The sequence below is a fragment of the Rhodospirillaceae bacterium genome, assembly GCA_018660465.1.
In the GTDB taxonomy this organism is placed as follows: Bacteria; Pseudomonadota; Alphaproteobacteria; order Rhodospirillales; family JABJKH01; genus JABJKH01.
In genome coordinates this window covers 1-15,749 of sequence record JABJKH010000042.1, presented here as the reverse complement: position 1 = coordinate 15,749, position 15,749 = coordinate 1, and the positions used below count along the sequence as shown (strand labels likewise).

The window sequence follows — 15,749 nt, the reverse complement described above, 5'->3', positions numbered from 1 at the left end:
TTATGACAGATGAAAAAACGCCTCGCGGCTATCACGACATGGGCGGTCTTCCCGGCGGCCCTGTTGAACAAACCGAACATATCCTCGCACCCTGGGAAAAACGCGTCGATGCGCTGACCATGGCGCTGAGCGCCCCCAAGATCGGCAAGCGTGCCTTCTACGTTGATGAACGCCGAGACAAGATCGAGACCATGGGCGAGGATAAATACGAATCCCTCACCTACTACGAGCTTTGGATGGCGTCTGTTGCGGGGGTTCTCGTGGATAAGGGCATGCTGACGGAAGAAGAAATCGAGGCCAAAATGGCTGAAATCCGGGATCGCTTGGGCCTTGAAGCGGAGAGCGCATAATGGCTGAAGAACCCACCCGCTTTAGCATCGGCGACCAAGTTCATATACGTGGCGACTATCCGCCGGGCCACATCCGCACACCATATTATATTCGTGGTAAATCTGGCGTTATCGCCGACGTCATCGCCGCCTATGATAATCCGGAAGAACGCGCGAAGGGTCACTATGACGAACCCAAGCAGCCGCTCTATCGGGTTCGCTTTATGCAGACCGAGGCTTGGCCTGATTACAGCGGCAGTCCAGAAGACACGATAGATATTGAAATCTTCCAACACTGGCTAGAAGCCGTTTAGGAAAATCATCATGCTGAAAACAAATGATCCGGCGGAACTAACTGCAACCGAGGCCGCAGCCGAAATCGCGGACGGCTCCTTGACCGCGACGGCGTTGATGGAGGCCCTGCTCGCCCGCGTCGAAGAGCGCGAGCCGACGGTTAAGGCATGGGTTCACTTGGATAATGATCAGGCGCTTAGTGCCGCGCGGGAAAGCGATGCATCGGGTACAGGCCCGCTTAAAGGAATTCCCGTCGGCGTCAAAGACATCATCGATACCGCCGACATGCCGAGCCAGTACGGATCACCAATCTACAAGGATAACCAGACACGAGGCGAAGCCTCTTGCGTGACGCTGACCAAGAACGCTGGCGGAATCATCATGGGTAAGACCGTCACTACTGAATTTGCCGCACGTGGCCCCGGCCCGACCACCAACCCCCACAACCCAGCACACACACCCGGCGGCTCGTCCAGTGGGTCCGCCGCGGCGGTCGGGGCGATGATGGTGCCGTTGGCGTTTGGCACCCAGACGGTCGGATCAACACTTCGGCCCGCATCCTATTGTGGCGTCTATGGCTATAAACCGACCTTCGGTGAATTCGGTCAGAATGGCGTGAAGGAGAACACGGCTGAGTTGGATACTGTCGGTCTGTTCGCCCGCAGCGTCGAAGATATCTCGCTGTTCCGTTCAGGAATGCTTCGCCTAGGCGATAACCCATTGAATGGACCTGATATTGCTGGTCTTCGTGTTGGTTTCTGTCGAACCCCGCATTGGCATGAAATCGATGCGTCTACTCAAACCTTATTGGAAGACGCTGCAGCTCAGCTCACCAAAGCTGGCGCAACAGTGGAAGACCTGACCTTGGATGAAGACGCGTTCGAGGAAAGTCGCTTGGCAAACCTGGTCGTCAACAAGTACGGCATGAACAGAGCCTTGGCGTGGGAACTCAAAAACCACTACGACCAAATCACCGATATTCTAAAAAATACCCATCTTGTGGACAGCACCACCTTCACCCACGGCGAATGGAGGAATGCAATCCGCGCCAACGAAAACTACCGCCGCCGCTTCGCTAAAGAAACCAAAGACTACGACGTCATGCTAACCGCCAGTAGTTTTGGCGAGGCCTTGGAAGGGACCGCCCTGACCGGTAGTGCGACAATGAACAATTTAGCGACCCGAACCCAAATCCCGGCAATTTCCATCCCCGCCTTCACCGGCCCCAAGGGTTTGCCGGTGGGCGCACAACTGATGGGTCACTGGGGTGAAGATCATAAATTGCTGGAAGCGTCACAGACTATCGCTTCTGTTTTGATAGAGGACTAAACCATGGCCGACGATGACCTCATCCATATGCCCATTCCCGCCCACCACCAGGGCCACGACCATGAGCTGACCTTCCAACCGGACGAGGAAGAAAGCCTGGGTCACTATGGCGTTATGGAGATGGCGGTTCGCGAATTGATGATCGAGAAAGGCATCCTTGATGCTGGTGAATTCCGCCAGCGTGTGGAACGCATTGATGAACTTACGCCCGCCATGGGCGCGAAAGTCGTTGCCCGCGCCTGGACTGATCCCGATTTCAAGAAGCGCCTGCTGGAGAACCCGACAGAAGCTGTCACCGATTTTGGCATCGTGATGGGGCACGTGACCCTTTATGTCGTCGAGAATACATCAGACGTTCACAACGTCGTCGTCTGTACGTTGTGTTCGTGTTACCCGAAACCTTTGCTGGGCGCGCCGCCGGATTGGTACAAAAGCCGCAATTACCGGACCCGCACGGTCAGCGAACCCCGCAAAGTTCTGGCCGAATTCGGCACCGATATCCCCGACGACAAACAAGTCCGCGTGCACGACAGTACGGCTGATTTACGTTATATGGTTCTGCCGGAACGCCCCGAAGGCACAGACAGCATGAGCGTCGAGGAATTAGAAGAACTGGTCACCCGGGATTCGATGATCGGTGTTGTTCCCGCTTCGGCGGTGGCATAAGGCTCGGCCATGAACGCAGCTTCTCCAAAACCAAAACCCATCCGTTGGCAGGAACCCGACGGCACGCCGGTGTCGTGTGAGGAAAAACTGAAGGTGCTGAACGAAAATCTGGATGAAATTCGCCAGTACTGCCAAGACGCGTTCGAAGATGCTCTTCTGATGGACTGCGACGAAGAACAAATTCGGGACGTGTTTGCCTCTGTCGTTTCATCGATGAAGAACCCTTACGGGAAGGATTGATATGACCACCCCACCCGTTATCGAATTTTCCGGTGTCACCACAAGTTTTCACGATAATCATGTCTTTAAAGACCTCAATTTCACCTTGGAAAAAGGGGAGTCGGTTTGTCTTGTGGGAACGTCCGGGTCTGGCAAGACATTACTCGTAAAAACTGCCATTGGCTTGGTACCGCCCGACCGCGGCACGATCAAAATCGATGGCCAAGACATCTGGAAAATTTCTGAAAGTACGCGCCTAAAACTACAAAAAAAGATCGGCATGTTGTTTCAAAAATCAGGCCTGTTCGACAGCCTGCATGTCTGGGAAAACATCGCCTTTCGCCTGCTGCAAGACAAATCAATGACCCCGGTCGAAGCCAAAGAAATCGCCATCGAAAAACTGCGCTTGGTCAATTTGCCCGCCAGTGATGCGGACCTGTATCCAACCGAACTTTCCGGCGGCATGCAAAAACGCGTCGGCCTCGCCCGCGCGATTGCCACTGATCCTGAAATCTTGCTGTTGGATGAACCTACTGCGGGCCTCGACCCCATAACTTCCAACAAGATCAACGACCTAATTCTGGAATTGGTCGATGCATTAGGCGTCACAGTCCTGTCCGTCAACAGCGATATGGTCGGTGCCAAACGCCTGTCCCACCGCCTCGCCATGCTCCACGACGGGCACATCATCTGGACAGGTCCGAGTGAGAACATGTTCGAGAGCGAGAACGAATACGTCGATCAGTTCGTGAACAGCCGGGCTCAGGGTCCGATTAGTACGATTGTGTTTGCGGCGGGGTAGAGATCTACTTCCCCTGAAACTGCGGCTTCCGCTTCTCCATGAATGATGTCCGGCCTTCTTTGTAGTCTTCTGAATTGAAGCACTTGTTGAAGGCATCAATGACGGAACCCATGTCGCGTTCTTCGACGTCTTTGACCATTTCAATGGCAACTTTCTTGATGTGCGAAATCGTCAACGGTGCGTTGGCAGCGATGCGTTCCGCGTATTCCTGAACGTAGGTTTCGAGGTCATCATCGGCAACAATCTTGTTAATGAACCCCATGTTGTAGGCTTCTTCGGATTTGAACTGTCGGGCGGTGAAGAAAATGTCTTTCACGAACGAAGGACCGACCAAGTTCATCAGCAAGCGGACTTTGTCATGCCCATATCCGAGCCCCAACTTTGCCGCAGGCACCGCAAATGTGGAGGCTTCGGTGCAGACACGTAAATCACAAACCGTTGCTAATCCCATTCCACCACCGATGCAGTAGCCCCGGATCATGGCGATGGTTGGTTTCGGAAAATTATAAATGCTGTCGTAGGCGCGGCTGACGTTCTCGTTATAATTCTTGATCGCCTCTTCCGATGCGCGTTCATTTTCGAACCTGGAAATATCGGCACCTGAAACAAAAGCGCGCCCACCAGCCCCAGTCAGTACAACAACACGAATGTCATCGTCATTTTTAAATTCTTCCAAGTAACCTTCAACCGCGGCCCACATGTCGAGAGACACGGCGTTGTGTTTTTCAGGATTGTTGAAAATAATGCGTCCGACAGGACCTTCAACTTCGGATAAAATTTTATCGGTAGCCATGAGTGGCGTCTCCTTTATATCTTAAATGACAGTGCGGGATTTTAGGTCCGCGAGTTGTTCTTCGCTGTAGCCAAGATCGCTCAGCACTTCATCGGTATGTTCACTTCGTTCCGGCGGTGCTACCTCGAGTTTGCTTGGCGTGCGGCTTAAGGAAATAGGTTGGGTGATGAGATTTATATCGCCCAGCTTTTCCGAATGAACGGTCTGGCTCATGCCCAGGTGTTTGACTTGGGGTTCTTCGAATGCCTGGTCAATCGTATTGATCGGCCCGCACGGACACCCTGACGCCAACAAGCGTTCGATGAGTTCTTTGGTATTGATCGTCTTGGTGATGGCAGTGATCTCGTCATGGAGTTGATCGCGGTTTTTCGAACGTGCCGGGCCATCGATGTAATCAGGATTTTCAAGCCAGTCCTCACGATCCAATTCCTTGCAGAACCGACCCCAAATGTTTTGTCCAGCAACGGCGATGTTCATGTAGCCGTCTTTGGTCTGGTACACGCCGGTCGGGATGCTGGTCGGATGATTATTGCCGGCTTGTTGCGGGACGTTGCCATCCATGGTCCAGCGCGCCGCCTGGAAATCCAACATGAAGGTCATGGCTTGTAGCAAGGAACTTTGCACCCACTGCCCTTCACCGGAGGTTTCGCGTTCGAACAGAGCAACCATGATCCCATGGGCGCAGAAAATACCTGCGGTTAAATCCGCAATAGGAATACCGACCCGCATGGGACCTTTTCCGGGCTCCCCGGTAATCGACATTAGACCACCCATGCCTTGTGCTACTTGATCAAATCCAGGATTCCCCATGGCTGGGCCGTCCTGGCCGAAACCTGAAATGCTGCCCAAGATGATGCGAGGATTGACCGCCTTCAACGAGTCGTAATCGATGCCAAGCTTGTGCTTCACGCCGGGCCGGAAGTTTTCAACAACGACATCCGACTTGGCGACGAGTTTCATAAAAATCTCAACTGCTTCGGGCTCTTTCATGTTGAGGGTGATGGAGCGCTTGTTGCGCTGCAAATTTTGAAAGTCGGAGGTATGACGCGGCGCGCCCAAGGCACCATCCGGGTCCAGGGCCTCTGGCATTTCAACCTTGATCACGTCGGCACCCCAGTCAGCCAGCTGGCGAACGCAGGTGGGACCGGAGCGGACTCGGGTCAGATCAAGAACCTTTACTTTGGAAAGTGCGGAGGAAGCGGGTTTATGCGGCATAAAATTTCTTTCGGTTAGCTTTAAGAAAACAGGTTTTACAAATTTTTGGCGTGATTGGCTATGCCTTTGCGGCAAATTCTTTAAGGGAACTCATATCCGGTGCGTCGAACAAATTGGCGCAAACTTTTTCAAGCCGGTCCGCATCAGCATCGGACCATCCCGCAAAGGCAATGTTAGCGCGGAATTTGACTTCGAGTTCATCTCGCAACACGGGCTCTCGCACACCGCCCCGAAGATGCGGTTGGCGGGCTTCACGTACACTGCCATCCTTAAGCGTCGCGCGCACGTGGCCTGAATAATTCCGCGGATATTCGTCGTTGGGGTCGATCACATAATTGACTTTGCCCGCAACCGCCAAGATATCCGGGTCGGAAATTTTTTCGTCGGTAAACTGCAGCAATCCTGCCGCCTGATCGACCAATCCAACGGCGACACAGAAGGCGCCGCTGAATTTTGCTGAATAAGGCGTGGAGGGCCGCTGCTTCTCCGCCACCACTTCCCAGAGGCGATGCACAGTGCCTTCGCCAACATTACAATCAATGCTGACGATGTCGCGGTGATCTAGACCTTCCTTGGCCAGCTTAATGGCGCAATCAATGAAGGGCTGGGTCATGGTGCCACAGGCGTAGGGTTTGACGGCGATGTTTTCCATCCACCATTTTTCGCCCAAGCCTTCGGTGATATGGCTGTAATCGCGCTCAATGCTGTGATCGGCGAAGGCAAAGAAGAACCCGTGTTCGCCTTCCAAAACAGTGCGCGGTCCTGCGAACCCATGCTGCCCCATAAGCGCCGCACGAATGCCGCATTGTGCGGCCCAGCCCGGATGGAAACGTTTGGTCCACGTCCCTTCGGCTAAGTATTCGATAATACCCGACGCCATACTGCCCGCGACTCCCAAAGCATCGGTCATTTGCTTGGCATTTAACCCCAACGCTACGCCAACACCCGCGGTCGCCCCCAAGGCCCCGGCGACTGCTGTTGGATGGAACCCAGCCCTATGCATACCGGTCGGGGCCACCAGTGCCATGCGACACATCAGTTCCATGCCGGCGACCACGCCGCGCAATGCATCATCACCAGACCGGCCATAGCGTTCACATGCCGCCAATACTGCGGGCATGATGACCGTGGTGTTGTGCATTGGGTTGCCTTCAAAGGTATCGTCGTAGTCTTCGCCATGACAGGCCGTGCCGTTGATGACGGCGGCCCCCGCAGCGTCATAGGATTTGTCGTGGCCGAAGGCGGTGCAGGATCCTTCGCCGTCCCAGCCCGCCTTGATCGCGCCGATATAGTTTTCATCTTTTGCCGCGATACTAAGACCCGCGAAATCCAACAGCGCGTTGGCCACAGCGACTCGGGCATCTGGCGTCACTTGATCAGACGTCAGGTCGGCAACGAATGCCGTAAATATCTCGCTTGCTGAATTAGCCATCAACGTTTCCTCAGCCGTACAGCCACGGGAATTCTTCCCGGTAGGCTTCATCAAATTCGTCTATTTTATCCGTTTCCTGCAAGGTCAGTGCGATCTCACCAAGTCCATTCAAGATGCAATGTTTTTGAAACGGCTCGATCTCAAAGGAATGCTCCTCCCCGCCGGGACCCGTGACCGTCTGGTTTTCCAGGTCAACGGTGATCGAAGGGTCATTGGCTTCCCCCAAACTGTGGCGCAGCGCAGCGCAAACTTCCTCCGGAAGTTGGATTGGTACAAACCCATTCTTCACCGCATTGGAGGCAAAAATGTCACCGAAGCTGGGCGCAATAACGGCTTTCAAGCCGAAGTCTTGGAGGGTGTAAACTGCTCCTTCCCGGGAAGACCCACAGGCGAAGTTGGTGTTACCGATGATAAACTGTGCGTCCCGGTACTTTGCCTGATTGAGAACAAACTCGGGACGTTCCTTACCGTCCTCATCCAAGCGCGCATCGTGGAAACAGAAATCTTGATAGCCGGGTTCTCGGGGTTTTTTGATGAAACGCGCTGGCAGAATTCGGTCCGTGTTGACGTTCAATTCGTCCATGGGTGCCGCAATTCCGGTAAGCTTGGTAAACTTTTGCATATCGGTCCCTAAGCCTCCTTCAATGTGCGAACATCTGTCAAATGACCTGTCACTGCGGCAGCGGCGGCCATGGAAGGGCTGACCAAATGGGTGCGTGATCCCCGCCCTTGTCGCCCTTCGAAGTTGCGGTTGGAGGTTGATGCACTACGCTGTCCCGGACGCAGGTCATCGCCATTGATGCCCACGCACATGGAGCAACCGGGCTCCCGCCATTCAAACCCAGCCTCTACCAAGATTTTATCTAGCCCTTCGTCTTCCACCTGCTTCTTGACCAGGCCAGTGGCAGGAACAGCCAGAGCCGGAACTGTAACTTTACGACCCTTAACGACTTCAGCAGCATCGCGAAAATCTTCGATACGACCATTGGTGCAGGACCCGATGAAGACCTGATCAACAGGGATATCTGTCATCAGCATGCCGGGTGTCAAATCCATATAACGAACGGCACGTTCCAACTTTGCCCGACGGTTGGGATCGGACTCATGCTCTGGGTCCGGCAACACGTCAGTGATCGCCACGACATCTTCTGGGCTGTTACCCCACGTCACCATCGGCGCGATGTCGCCTGCTTGTAGGGTAACTTCCTGATCGTACGCGGCACTGTCGTCAGACGCCAATGTCCGCCACCAGTCGGCGACTTTATCAAAGTCTTCTTCACTCGGCGCGAAGGGACGACCTTTCACATATTCAATAACTTTCTCATCGGGTGTGATAAGACCTGCACGCGCACCAGCCTCAATCGACATGTTGCAGACTGTCATGCGCTGTTCGACGTTCATCGCACGAATGGCTTCGCCAGTATATTCGATCACATGTCCGACGGCACCGCCCGCACCAACCTTGCCGATGATGGCCAAGATGACATCCTTGGACGCCACGCCAAACGGCAAAGCGCCGGAAACATCAACCCGCATGGTCTTGGGCTTTTGCCGCCAAAGCGCTTGGGTCGCCAAGACATGTGCCGATTCCGAAGAGCCCACGCCGAAGGCAAAAGCCCCTAACGCACCGTGGGTGGATGTATGAGAATCTGCACCAGCGATGATCATGCCGGGCTGGGTAATTCCTTGTTCCGGCCCGACCACGTGCAAGATTCCCTGACGGATATCGCCGAGGCCAAACAATTGAATGCCAAATTCTTCCGCATCCTTGGTGATGATTTCCACCATGGCGCGGATTTCCGGATTTTTAATTCCGTCGAGGCCCTTGGCGCGGGCTTCAGGTTCGGTTGGCACATAGTGATCAGCAAAACAAAAGACCTGCGACGGGCTTTTGACCGCATGGCCTTCGGCCCTGATTTTAGCGAACGCGTGAAAGGTGTTTTCCTGACTCAACAACCGATCAATATACAGAAGGTCCGCACCGTCTTCACGGGTCGTGATAACGTGACGGTTCCAAATCTTCTCAAAAATGGTTTTAGGATCGCTCATTCTAGTTCCCACGTTCGCCGGAATTCATTCACAGAGAGTCTCTACGTTTCGAAATAAAATTGATTGAACCGGCGACCCTTATTCGTCCGAGAGGGTATCGACTTTCGTCGCACGAATTTTCTGAATTGCATTGGTCAACGGTATCCAAAAAACGGTGAGAAGAGATGCCAACAGGAAACCAACCACGATCGGGCTTTCTAGGAATCGCAACATGTTGTGGTCGTAGAAGACCATCCCATTTTCCCAGTTTTCCTCAATCAGTTTGCCGAGGATCAGCCCCATAACAAAAGGTGCCGGGCCAAATCCATGACGCAGCATCAGAAAGCCCAACACGCCAGAAACCAACATGACATAGACATCAAATGTGGACTGGTTCAGCGCATACGAACCAACGACGGAGAACACCAAGACAATTGGCCACAGGAATGTACGGGGGATCAATGTAACCCGAGCAAAGACTTTCGCCCCCGCCATTCCGAGGAAGAAGAACATAAAGTTAGCGATCAACATCGCACCAAAGATGGCATAGACAAATTCAGGGGTTTCACGGATCAGGTACGGTCCCGGACGGAACCCATGCATCATAAGCGCGACCAAAATTATAGCTGTAGAGCCACTGCCTGGGATTCCCAGAGACAACGTCGGCACCATGGCACCGCCCGTGGCAGCATTGTTGGCGGCTTCTGGCCCGGCGATACCTTCGATGGATCCTTTGCCGAATTCTTCTGGGGTTTTCGACCAGCGCTTGGCTTCGTTGTAGCCGATAATCGCGGCGACCGTCGCGCCTTCGGCGGGAAGGATTCCAATAACAGTACCGATAATTGAAGACCGCAAGATCGTATTCTTAACCAGCTTAAAATCGGCAATGCTCGGAAGCTTAATGGCGACGTCCTTTACCAACTCCATTTTCTTCTGGAGTTTACCCGATTGGTTTAACAATTCGCCAAAGGCAAACAGGCCGATCAGAACCGGTACGAAACCGATCCCTTCTTCCAGCATGTACATATCGAACGGAATAAATCGCTTGATGCCGGTCCCAATATGCATGCCCACGGTACCGATGAGCACACCAAAGGCACCAGAGATCAAATTACGCAAGGAAGAGCGACCGCTGATGGTTGCCAACATGGACAGACCGAATATCGCCAAAGCGAAATATTCGACATGCCGAAAACTGGTGGCGATCGTGGAAAGAGCAGGTGCGGCTACGATAAAAATAAGCAGGCTAATAATGCCGCCCATGACACTGGCAAAAGCCGCCATGCCAAGTGCCCGGCCTGCTTCACCCCGTTGCGACAACGGATAGCCATCAAAGGCGGTTGCGACAGCGGGTGGTGCACCAGGGGCATTAATAAGAATGGCGGTGATTGAGCCGCCAAAAGTGCCCGCACAGTAAAGCGCTGCCAACATGCAGATCGCGGGAATTGCATCCATGCCAATGGTCAGCGGCAATAACAGGGCAATTGCCATGCTTGAGGTTAAGCCTGGCAATGCACCAACCAACACGCCGATAACAACGGCAATAAAGATCAGACCGATATTTGTCGGCTCAAGGATTAACGTAAACCCTTTGATTATTGGGGCCCATTCCATGGAAATCTAACCTTGCTACTGAATCCCGAGACCGATCATGCCGGGCTCGAAATTGACGGAAAAAAGAACTTTAAACAGAAGAAAAACAAGAATTGGAAAAAGAACAATGAACGGGCCGAGGATTTTCCAGCGTCGTTCTCCCCACATTACGGGTAAAACAATGCAAATTAGGACGACCGTGACAAGTGTCCCCATCCACGCCATAGACGCCGCAATCGTAACCGTGACGACAGTGGTTACATAGGTAATGGGTTTAATGCGGTCCCGACGGTCATCGTCGAGCACAGCGCCATTTTTTCCCTTCAGGTGCTGTTCAAGCGGCAGGAAAATTACCAACGCCATGATGCACCCGAGCACAAGCTGAGGAAACCACGTCGGCGGCACAACGGACGTGAAAGCCGCCATTGGCTTTTCCCACGTCGTTGTATGGTACCAACCCAATAAGCAGACGCCTAAAACAATTAAGGCGATGACCGTGTCGGTTCGGTTAAGATAACCGGATGAGGAGGCACCCGACTCCTGGGTGCCTCCTGCATCTTGTCCAGTTGGCAATTGTGGTGTTTCGCTCACAACAATATCCTCAGATCTACCGGATTATATTATTTAGCCGCTTTCATCCGAGCGACGGCCTTTACGGCTGCTTTGTGCATATCGCCCAAGTTCTTCTGCCAGGGCCCATGACCCGCAACAGCTTCTTTTGGGTTCAATCCGGATGCCATTAGATAACCAGCAAAGACCTTATGTCGCATGGCCTTTACAAGCGAATCCGTGAGATGTTTCCGGGCCTTTTCCGGCGTGCCTTTTTTCACCACATAACCGCGGGTCGTGGAAGCAAGCACGTTCCAGCCTTTCTCAATCGCCGTCGGAACGTTGGGATAATCCTTCAGACGCTTCTCACTGAGAACGGCAACAGCGCGAAACTTACCGGCTTCGATTTGGTCAGCCGCTTCACTGACATTCAAAGCAGAAAGGTCATGTGCCTTCGCCAATTGACCACTGGTCATCGGACCCGCACTTCCATAGGAAACAAATTTGTATTTGATCCCTGCAGCACGCGTGAATTCATCAATGGCGATATGATCCGTACTATTGGCACCAGCACCTGCCCAGCTCAAAGTCTTCTTCTTCGATGAGGCAACGACTGCTTCAATCGTTTTATTTGGGCTATCAACATGGTTGAGGAAAAACACGGGGTCATCCATCGCACGGGCGACGCCAACCATGTCACCAATCGTGATCGGTGATTTAGTCGCCAGCACATTCATGTGCGATTGCGTAATCGCCATGATCGTACAGCCGTCAGCTTTACGACGTGCAAAATACTCGTGCGCGCGCCGGGCCATGCCGCCACGTTTGTAGACGACAACCATGTCACCTTTTAGATAACCACTTTTCTTTAAGTAACGCCGTGTCCTGATCATCATCATCCGCGCGGTTGTGTCGGTACCGCCACCTGGTGACGCATGCGAAATCACTTCGACCTTATCGCAGACAGGTTTTTCGAACATTTTCTTCTTTTTCTTCTTCTGGGCCTCGGCACCGGCTGTCGCGGCAATAATGCCAGCCATGGCCAAAATCAGCGCGGTCCCGGCCACATTGGCAAAGGAACCGGCCTGTTTTAAAGACTGTCTCATGGTGATCCTCCCTTTAGATTTTTCTATTTTAAGATAACTCTGAAACTGCTCCCCGCAGCTTCAGCCGAAACCAGTCGCATTAACAAGTAGTTGCGACACCTCCATCGTAATAAGGGGTGATGAGCTTAGCCCAATATTCCCCTTTGTCAAAACAGATAGACTTCCCAAATATCCGAACGGGCCTTATTCCTCTATCGCCAATAGCCCGCGTTCCTTACCAGCCATGACGTGATGTTTCATCGCTGCACCCGCGCCTCTTACGTCCCCCACCGAAATACGCTCAACAATTGCGCGGTGTTCAGCATTTGATGTTTTCAGTCCTTCCAGCGTCAGCATCGCCCGCTGGCGGAACAACTGGAGTTCGTTATCCATGTTGGTATAGGCCTTCGCCAGTCGTGGATTACCGGTAAAGTCCATCAGCGTGGCGTGAAATTCGATGTTTATTGGATAATAGGTTTCAAGATCGTGCGCGTCCGCCGCAATTTCCATTTGCTCTACGAACTCGACCAGAACATCTTTTTCGGCGTTGGTAATACGCTTGGCAATTTGCTTGCCTGCATGCTCTGCCAATACGGCCCTTATTTCGTAGAGGTTCAGGGCTTCTTCCAGGCTGATTTTGCGAACGAACATGCCCCGGTTAACCAATGACTCGACCAGTCCCGCCTGCTCCAACTTACGCAGAGCCTCGCGAATGGGGCCGCGGCTGATCGACAGCTTACCTGCCAACATGTTCTCGTTGATCCGCTCGCCAGCCTTCAAGTCGCCATTGAGAATCATACGCTCAAGCTCACGCTTCACCACAGAAGTCAGCGACTCCTTGCGAATAAAGTCTAGTTCCGAACCAACCAGTTCCAATTTCGGGACTAATGCAACAGCTGCCATCGGCTAGTTTCCTCTAATAATCTTTACGCCTTTAAAACGAGATTATAATGTTGATTGTGAATTGTCAGCAATTTTATTGAGTCTCGGTTGACAGTTCGGCTCTGATACCGGAAACAAAGAAGATACCAAGGTCACAACGGATATGAATATGACAACGCCCGCCGAAATTGTAAGCCAAATGGAAGCCCGCTCTGTTAAGGAAACAACTCCTTGCGGTGAGGGGGAAATGGTCTGGCATATTTGGGGCGACGGGCCGCCACTGCTGCTGATGCACGGCGGCTATGGCTCTTGGACCCATTGGATCAGGAATATTGATGTCCTGTCTAAGCACTTCACCGTCTTCGCACCAGACACACCAGGCCTTGGAGATTCAGCCATGCCGCCGGAACCGATTACGCCAGACGGAATTGGTGCCGTTGTATCTGAAGGACTAAATTTGTTGGTTTCAGCCTCGAAACCCATTCAGGTGGCTGGGTTTTCGTTCGGCGGCACAATTGGCAGCCGGGTTGCAGTTCATCAAGGCGAGCGGGTGACATCTCTTGTCATTATCGGCTCAGGCGGCATGGGCATCCCCCGCTCTCCCATGGATGAAATGCTCAATTGGCGAGATGCCGAGACACCCGAAGCCATCCACGCTGCACAACGCCGAAATCTTGAAATTCTAATGATTGCAGACCCGGATAAAGTTGACGATTTAGCAATTCACACCCAAATCGAAAACACCAAACGCGGGCGCGTCAAAAGCATTAAATTCGCGGTGACAGCAAAAACTCTTGAGGCCCTGCATAAGGTGAAAGGGACGATTTCAGGAATTTGGGGCGAACGGGATGCCATTGCCCTGGGTCACATTGATAAGCGAGAAGAAATCCTGCGCCAAGTCCAACCGGACTGCGATTTTAGGGTCATCCCCGACGCGGGCCACTGGGTGATTTATGAGGCTCCAGAACCCTTCAATGAGATGCTTCTAGAAATGCTCGGGGTTACTCCAGCTTAAAGCCTTGGGATTTCACGTAGTCGGTGAAATTGTCTCGTTCGCGCACGGACAGGCGCCGGGCTGCATTTTCCGACCAGACATAATTATCTGAAATTCCAAATTTGTCTTGGTGCATCTGACGATCATCGGGCACGGGAAACTTCGCGCGCCGCTTAGCACCATAGGCTGCCAAGTCTTCTTCCAAAGACGCATCATCGTATCGGTTTCGATGCACCACCGTTGACGGCGGCAATCTAAGGGTCACATCGCGTTCTTCCGCAGGAAATCCAGCCCCCATCCCGGCAATGAGGTAGACACCTTCAGGCAAGCCCAGAATTTCTGAAATCTCGAAGGGGTATTTACGAACATTACTGACGAAACAACTGCCGAGGCCCAGCGCGTCGGCGGCAGTGGTGCAGGCCTGCATGGCGAGCGCGCCATCCACAGCTGCATTCATAAAAGTATCGACGGTATTATTAACATGGGCATGGCCGTGAATGTCGTTGGTAAAGCGCTGGCCCCGCCGCATATCACCACAGAACACCAATGAAATCGGTGCATCGGCAAACCAGAGTTCGGGCCCAAGGGCAGAAACCGCTGTCTTAGTTTTGGGGTCATCGATCACCATAATTGAGTACTGTTGCAGATCAGATTTGGCAGGGGCCGACTGCGCACACGCCAATATGATCTCTAAATAACCTTCGGGAATGGGGGTATCGGCATACTTACGGATCGAGTGCCGCCCCAAAATCGCCTTCAATACGCCTTCCGCATCAATATCTGCGCCCGCATCTGTCTTAATGCCGAAGCGATCTTCGATCATGTCCGCTAGGGTCGTCATATCTGAAACTCCTTATTCAGTTTTTTGGCAAGTTTTGGCAGGTTTTGGCGTTCTGTCTGGGAAATTCGAAAAAATTCCATGCACACCCCAACTCGCCAGTGTCCGAGCCCTCCGTGCGGTATTGACCGTAAAACACCGAAGCGTTGTGCCTGTTGATATAATTTCCTGTGCTCGGGCCCGCGTCAAATACTGATGCCGACACTGCAGCGTTTTACACCCCAAACGCTTTAGGCGCTGCTGCCAATTCTTGGGCACCCGCCGCACGTTTAGCCCTACTGGAAGTTCTGGCGCGATTTCCCGAGCAGCGGCCAATGATTTCTCGCTAAAACTCACCAAAGTGGGGGCCGGAAAATTATCAGGCCAGTGCTGGATCAAATGCTCAGCCACGACGCGCCCGGTTTGCACCTCTTGACTGGGAGAAGATTTTAGCTCGACCATCGCGCCGACCCCGCGTTTGACCAACACCTCTATGGTTTCGGAAAGTGTCATAATTCGTTCGCCGGAAAATTCAGACGAAAACCAACTTCCGATATCTAAGGTGCGGAGTTCTTCCAAGGTCATTTGGGAGACATGGCCTTTTCCATTGCTGGTCCGACCAAGAGTTGTGTCATGGAATAGAACTGGCTGTCTATCGGCCGTCAACTTAACGTCAAATTCGACACACTTTACCCCCAGATCCGCTGCCTTATTGATCGACG

Annotated in this window: 18 protein-coding genes; 7 read left to right on the top strand and 11 right to left on the bottom strand. The window is 52.9% G+C overall.

Annotation, left to right across the window (positions count from 1 at the left end; genetic code table 11):
- The first annotated feature begins 2 nt into the window (after positions 1–2).
- From HOM51_07290 to HOM51_07265, 6 genes are read left to right on the top strand one after another with little or no spacing between them, the layout of a single operon-like run.
- A complete protein-coding gene (locus HOM51_07290) occupies positions 3–350 on the top strand; it encodes a nitrile hydratase subunit beta (protein MBT5034311.1) in 348 nt (115 codons plus the stop codon).
- A complete protein-coding gene (locus tag HOM51_07285) occupies positions 350–643 on the top strand; it encodes a nitrile hydratase subunit beta (protein ID MBT5034310.1) in 294 nt (97 codons plus the stop codon). Before HOM51_07290 ends, HOM51_07285 begins: the two co-directional genes overlap by 1 nt.
- Positions 644–653: 10 nt before the next feature.
- Positions 654–1,952, top strand: a complete 1,299-nt coding sequence (locus HOM51_07280; protein ID MBT5034309.1) for an amidase — start codon at positions 654–656, stop codon at positions 1,950–1,952.
- A gap of 27 nt (positions 1,953–1,979) precedes the next feature.
- Complete coding sequence (locus HOM51_07275; GenBank protein ID MBT5034308.1) at positions 1,980–2,618, top strand: nitrile hydratase subunit alpha; 639 nt, start codon at positions 1,980–1,982, stop codon at positions 2,616–2,618.
- Between the two features lie 9 nt (positions 2,619–2,627).
- Positions 2,628–2,858 carry a hypothetical protein gene (locus HOM51_07270; protein ID MBT5034307.1) on the top strand — a complete coding sequence of 77 codons (231 nt, stop codon included), beginning with the start codon at positions 2,628–2,630 and terminating at the stop codon, positions 2,856–2,858.
- 1 nt (position 2,859) lies between these two features.
- Positions 2,860–3,639 (top strand): ATP-binding cassette domain-containing protein, encoded by a 780-nt coding sequence (locus HOM51_07265; GenBank protein ID MBT5034306.1) that lies wholly within the window; start codon positions 2,860–2,862, stop codon positions 3,637–3,639.
- 4 nt (positions 3,640–3,643) lie between these two features.
- Here the strand turns inward: HOM51_07265 and HOM51_07260 are convergent, their stop codons facing one another.
- The 9 genes from HOM51_07260 to HOM51_07220 form a co-directional block, all read right to left on the bottom strand.
- Positions 3,644–4,432, bottom strand: a complete 789-nt coding sequence (locus HOM51_07260) for an enoyl-CoA hydratase (protein MBT5034305.1) — start codon at positions 4,430–4,432, stop codon at positions 3,644–3,646.
- Positions 4,433–4,453: 21 nt separating this feature from the next.
- On the bottom strand, positions 4,454–5,647 hold the full coding sequence (locus HOM51_07255; protein MBT5034304.1) for a CoA transferase: 1,194 nt from the start codon (positions 5,645–5,647) through the stop codon (positions 4,454–4,456).
- 58 nt (positions 5,648–5,705) lie between these two features.
- On the bottom strand, positions 5,706–7,079 hold the full coding sequence (locus tag HOM51_07250) for an MmgE/PrpD family protein (protein MBT5034303.1): 1,374 nt from the start codon (positions 7,077–7,079) through the stop codon (positions 5,706–5,708).
- A gap of 10 nt (positions 7,080–7,089) precedes the next feature.
- Positions 7,090–7,701 (bottom strand): 3-isopropylmalate dehydratase small subunit, encoded by a 612-nt coding sequence (leuD, locus tag HOM51_07245; protein ID MBT5034302.1) that lies wholly within the window; start codon positions 7,699–7,701, stop codon positions 7,090–7,092.
- A gap of 8 nt (positions 7,702–7,709) precedes the next feature.
- Positions 7,710–9,128, bottom strand: a complete 1,419-nt coding sequence (gene leuC, locus HOM51_07240; GenBank protein ID MBT5034301.1) for a 3-isopropylmalate dehydratase large subunit — start codon at positions 9,126–9,128, stop codon at positions 7,710–7,712.
- 78 nt (positions 9,129–9,206) lie between these two features.
- Positions 9,207–10,721 carry a C4-dicarboxylate ABC transporter permease gene (locus HOM51_07235; GenBank protein ID MBT5034300.1) on the bottom strand — a complete coding sequence of 505 codons (1,515 nt, stop codon included), beginning with the start codon at positions 10,719–10,721 and terminating at the stop codon, positions 9,207–9,209.
- 15 nt (positions 10,722–10,736) lie between these two features.
- Entirely contained in the window at positions 10,737–11,291 is a 555-nt protein-coding gene (locus HOM51_07230; GenBank protein MBT5034299.1) for a tripartite tricarboxylate transporter TctB family protein, read from the bottom strand.
- Between the two features lie 29 nt (positions 11,292–11,320).
- Complete coding sequence (locus HOM51_07225) at positions 11,321–12,355, bottom strand: tripartite tricarboxylate transporter substrate binding protein (GenBank protein MBT5034298.1); 1,035 nt, start codon at positions 12,353–12,355, stop codon at positions 11,321–11,323.
- 183 nt (positions 12,356–12,538) lie between these two features.
- A complete protein-coding gene (locus HOM51_07220; GenBank protein ID MBT5034297.1) occupies positions 12,539–13,237 on the bottom strand; it encodes an FCD domain-containing protein in 699 nt (232 codons plus the stop codon).
- Positions 13,238–13,385: 148 nt separating this feature from the next.
- On the opposite strand from HOM51_07220, the gene HOM51_07215 reads away from it, so the two are divergent.
- Positions 13,386–14,231, top strand: coding sequence for an alpha/beta hydrolase (locus tag HOM51_07215; GenBank protein MBT5034296.1), 846 nt, complete (start codon positions 13,386–13,388; stop codon positions 14,229–14,231).
- Here HOM51_07215 and HOM51_07210 read toward each other — a convergent pair.
- Positions 14,218–15,051 carry an NADPH-dependent oxidoreductase gene (locus HOM51_07210; protein ID MBT5034295.1) on the bottom strand — a complete coding sequence of 278 codons (834 nt, stop codon included), beginning with the start codon at positions 15,049–15,051 and terminating at the stop codon, positions 14,218–14,220. The two genes, HOM51_07215 and HOM51_07210, sit on opposite strands and share 14 nt — an antisense overlap.
- Positions 15,052–15,063: 12 nt before the next feature.
- A partial coding sequence (locus HOM51_07205; GenBank protein ID MBT5034294.1) for a glycerophosphodiester phosphodiesterase occupies positions 15,064–15,749 on the bottom strand: 686 nt, incomplete at its 5' end.

Excerpts from the sequence above, each read along its gene's own strand:
- HOM51_07290 (MBT5034311.1), top strand. The coding sequence starts at position 3 with ATGACAGATGAAAAAACGCCTCGCGGCTATCACGACATGGGCGGTCTT.
- HOM51_07285 (MBT5034310.1), top strand. The coding sequence starts at position 350 with ATGGCTGAAGAACCCACCCGCTTTAGCATCGGCGACCAAGTTCATATA.
- HOM51_07280 (MBT5034309.1), top strand. The coding sequence starts at position 654 with ATGCTGAAAACAAATGATCCGGCGGAACTAACTGCAACCGAGGCCGCA.
- HOM51_07275 (MBT5034308.1), top strand. The coding sequence starts at position 1,980 with ATGCCCATTCCCGCCCACCACCAGGGCCACGACCATGAGCTGACCTTC.
- HOM51_07270 (MBT5034307.1), top strand. The coding sequence starts at position 2,628 with ATGAACGCAGCTTCTCCAAAACCAAAACCCATCCGTTGGCAGGAACCC.
- HOM51_07265 (MBT5034306.1), top strand. The coding sequence starts at position 2,860 with ATGACCACCCCACCCGTTATCGAATTTTCCGGTGTCACCACAAGTTTT.
- HOM51_07260 (MBT5034305.1), bottom strand. The coding sequence starts at position 4,432 with ATGGCTACCGATAAAATTTTATCCGAAGTTGAAGGTCCTGTCGGACGC.
- HOM51_07255 (MBT5034304.1), bottom strand. The coding sequence starts at position 5,647 with ATGCCGCATAAACCCGCTTCCTCCGCACTTTCCAAAGTAAAGGTTCTT.
- HOM51_07250 (MBT5034303.1), bottom strand. The coding sequence starts at position 7,079 with ATGGCTAATTCAGCAAGCGAGATATTTACGGCATTCGTTGCCGACCTG.
- leuD (MBT5034302.1), bottom strand. The coding sequence starts at position 7,701 with ATGCAAAAGTTTACCAAGCTTACCGGAATTGCGGCACCCATGGACGAA.
- leuC (MBT5034301.1), bottom strand. The coding sequence starts at position 9,128 with ATGAGCGATCCTAAAACCATTTTTGAGAAGATTTGGAACCGTCACGTT.
- HOM51_07235 (MBT5034300.1), bottom strand. The coding sequence starts at position 10,721 with ATGGAATGGGCCCCAATAATCAAAGGGTTTACGTTAATCCTTGAGCCG.
- HOM51_07225 (MBT5034298.1), bottom strand. The coding sequence starts at position 12,355 with ATGAGACAGTCTTTAAAACAGGCCGGTTCCTTTGCCAATGTGGCCGGG.
- HOM51_07220 (MBT5034297.1), bottom strand. The coding sequence starts at position 13,237 with ATGGCAGCTGTTGCATTAGTCCCGAAATTGGAACTGGTTGGTTCGGAA.
- HOM51_07215 (MBT5034296.1), top strand. The coding sequence starts at position 13,386 with ATGACAACGCCCGCCGAAATTGTAAGCCAAATGGAAGCCCGCTCTGTT.
- HOM51_07210 (MBT5034295.1), bottom strand. The coding sequence starts at position 15,051 with ATGACGACCCTAGCGGACATGATCGAAGATCGCTTCGGCATTAAGACA.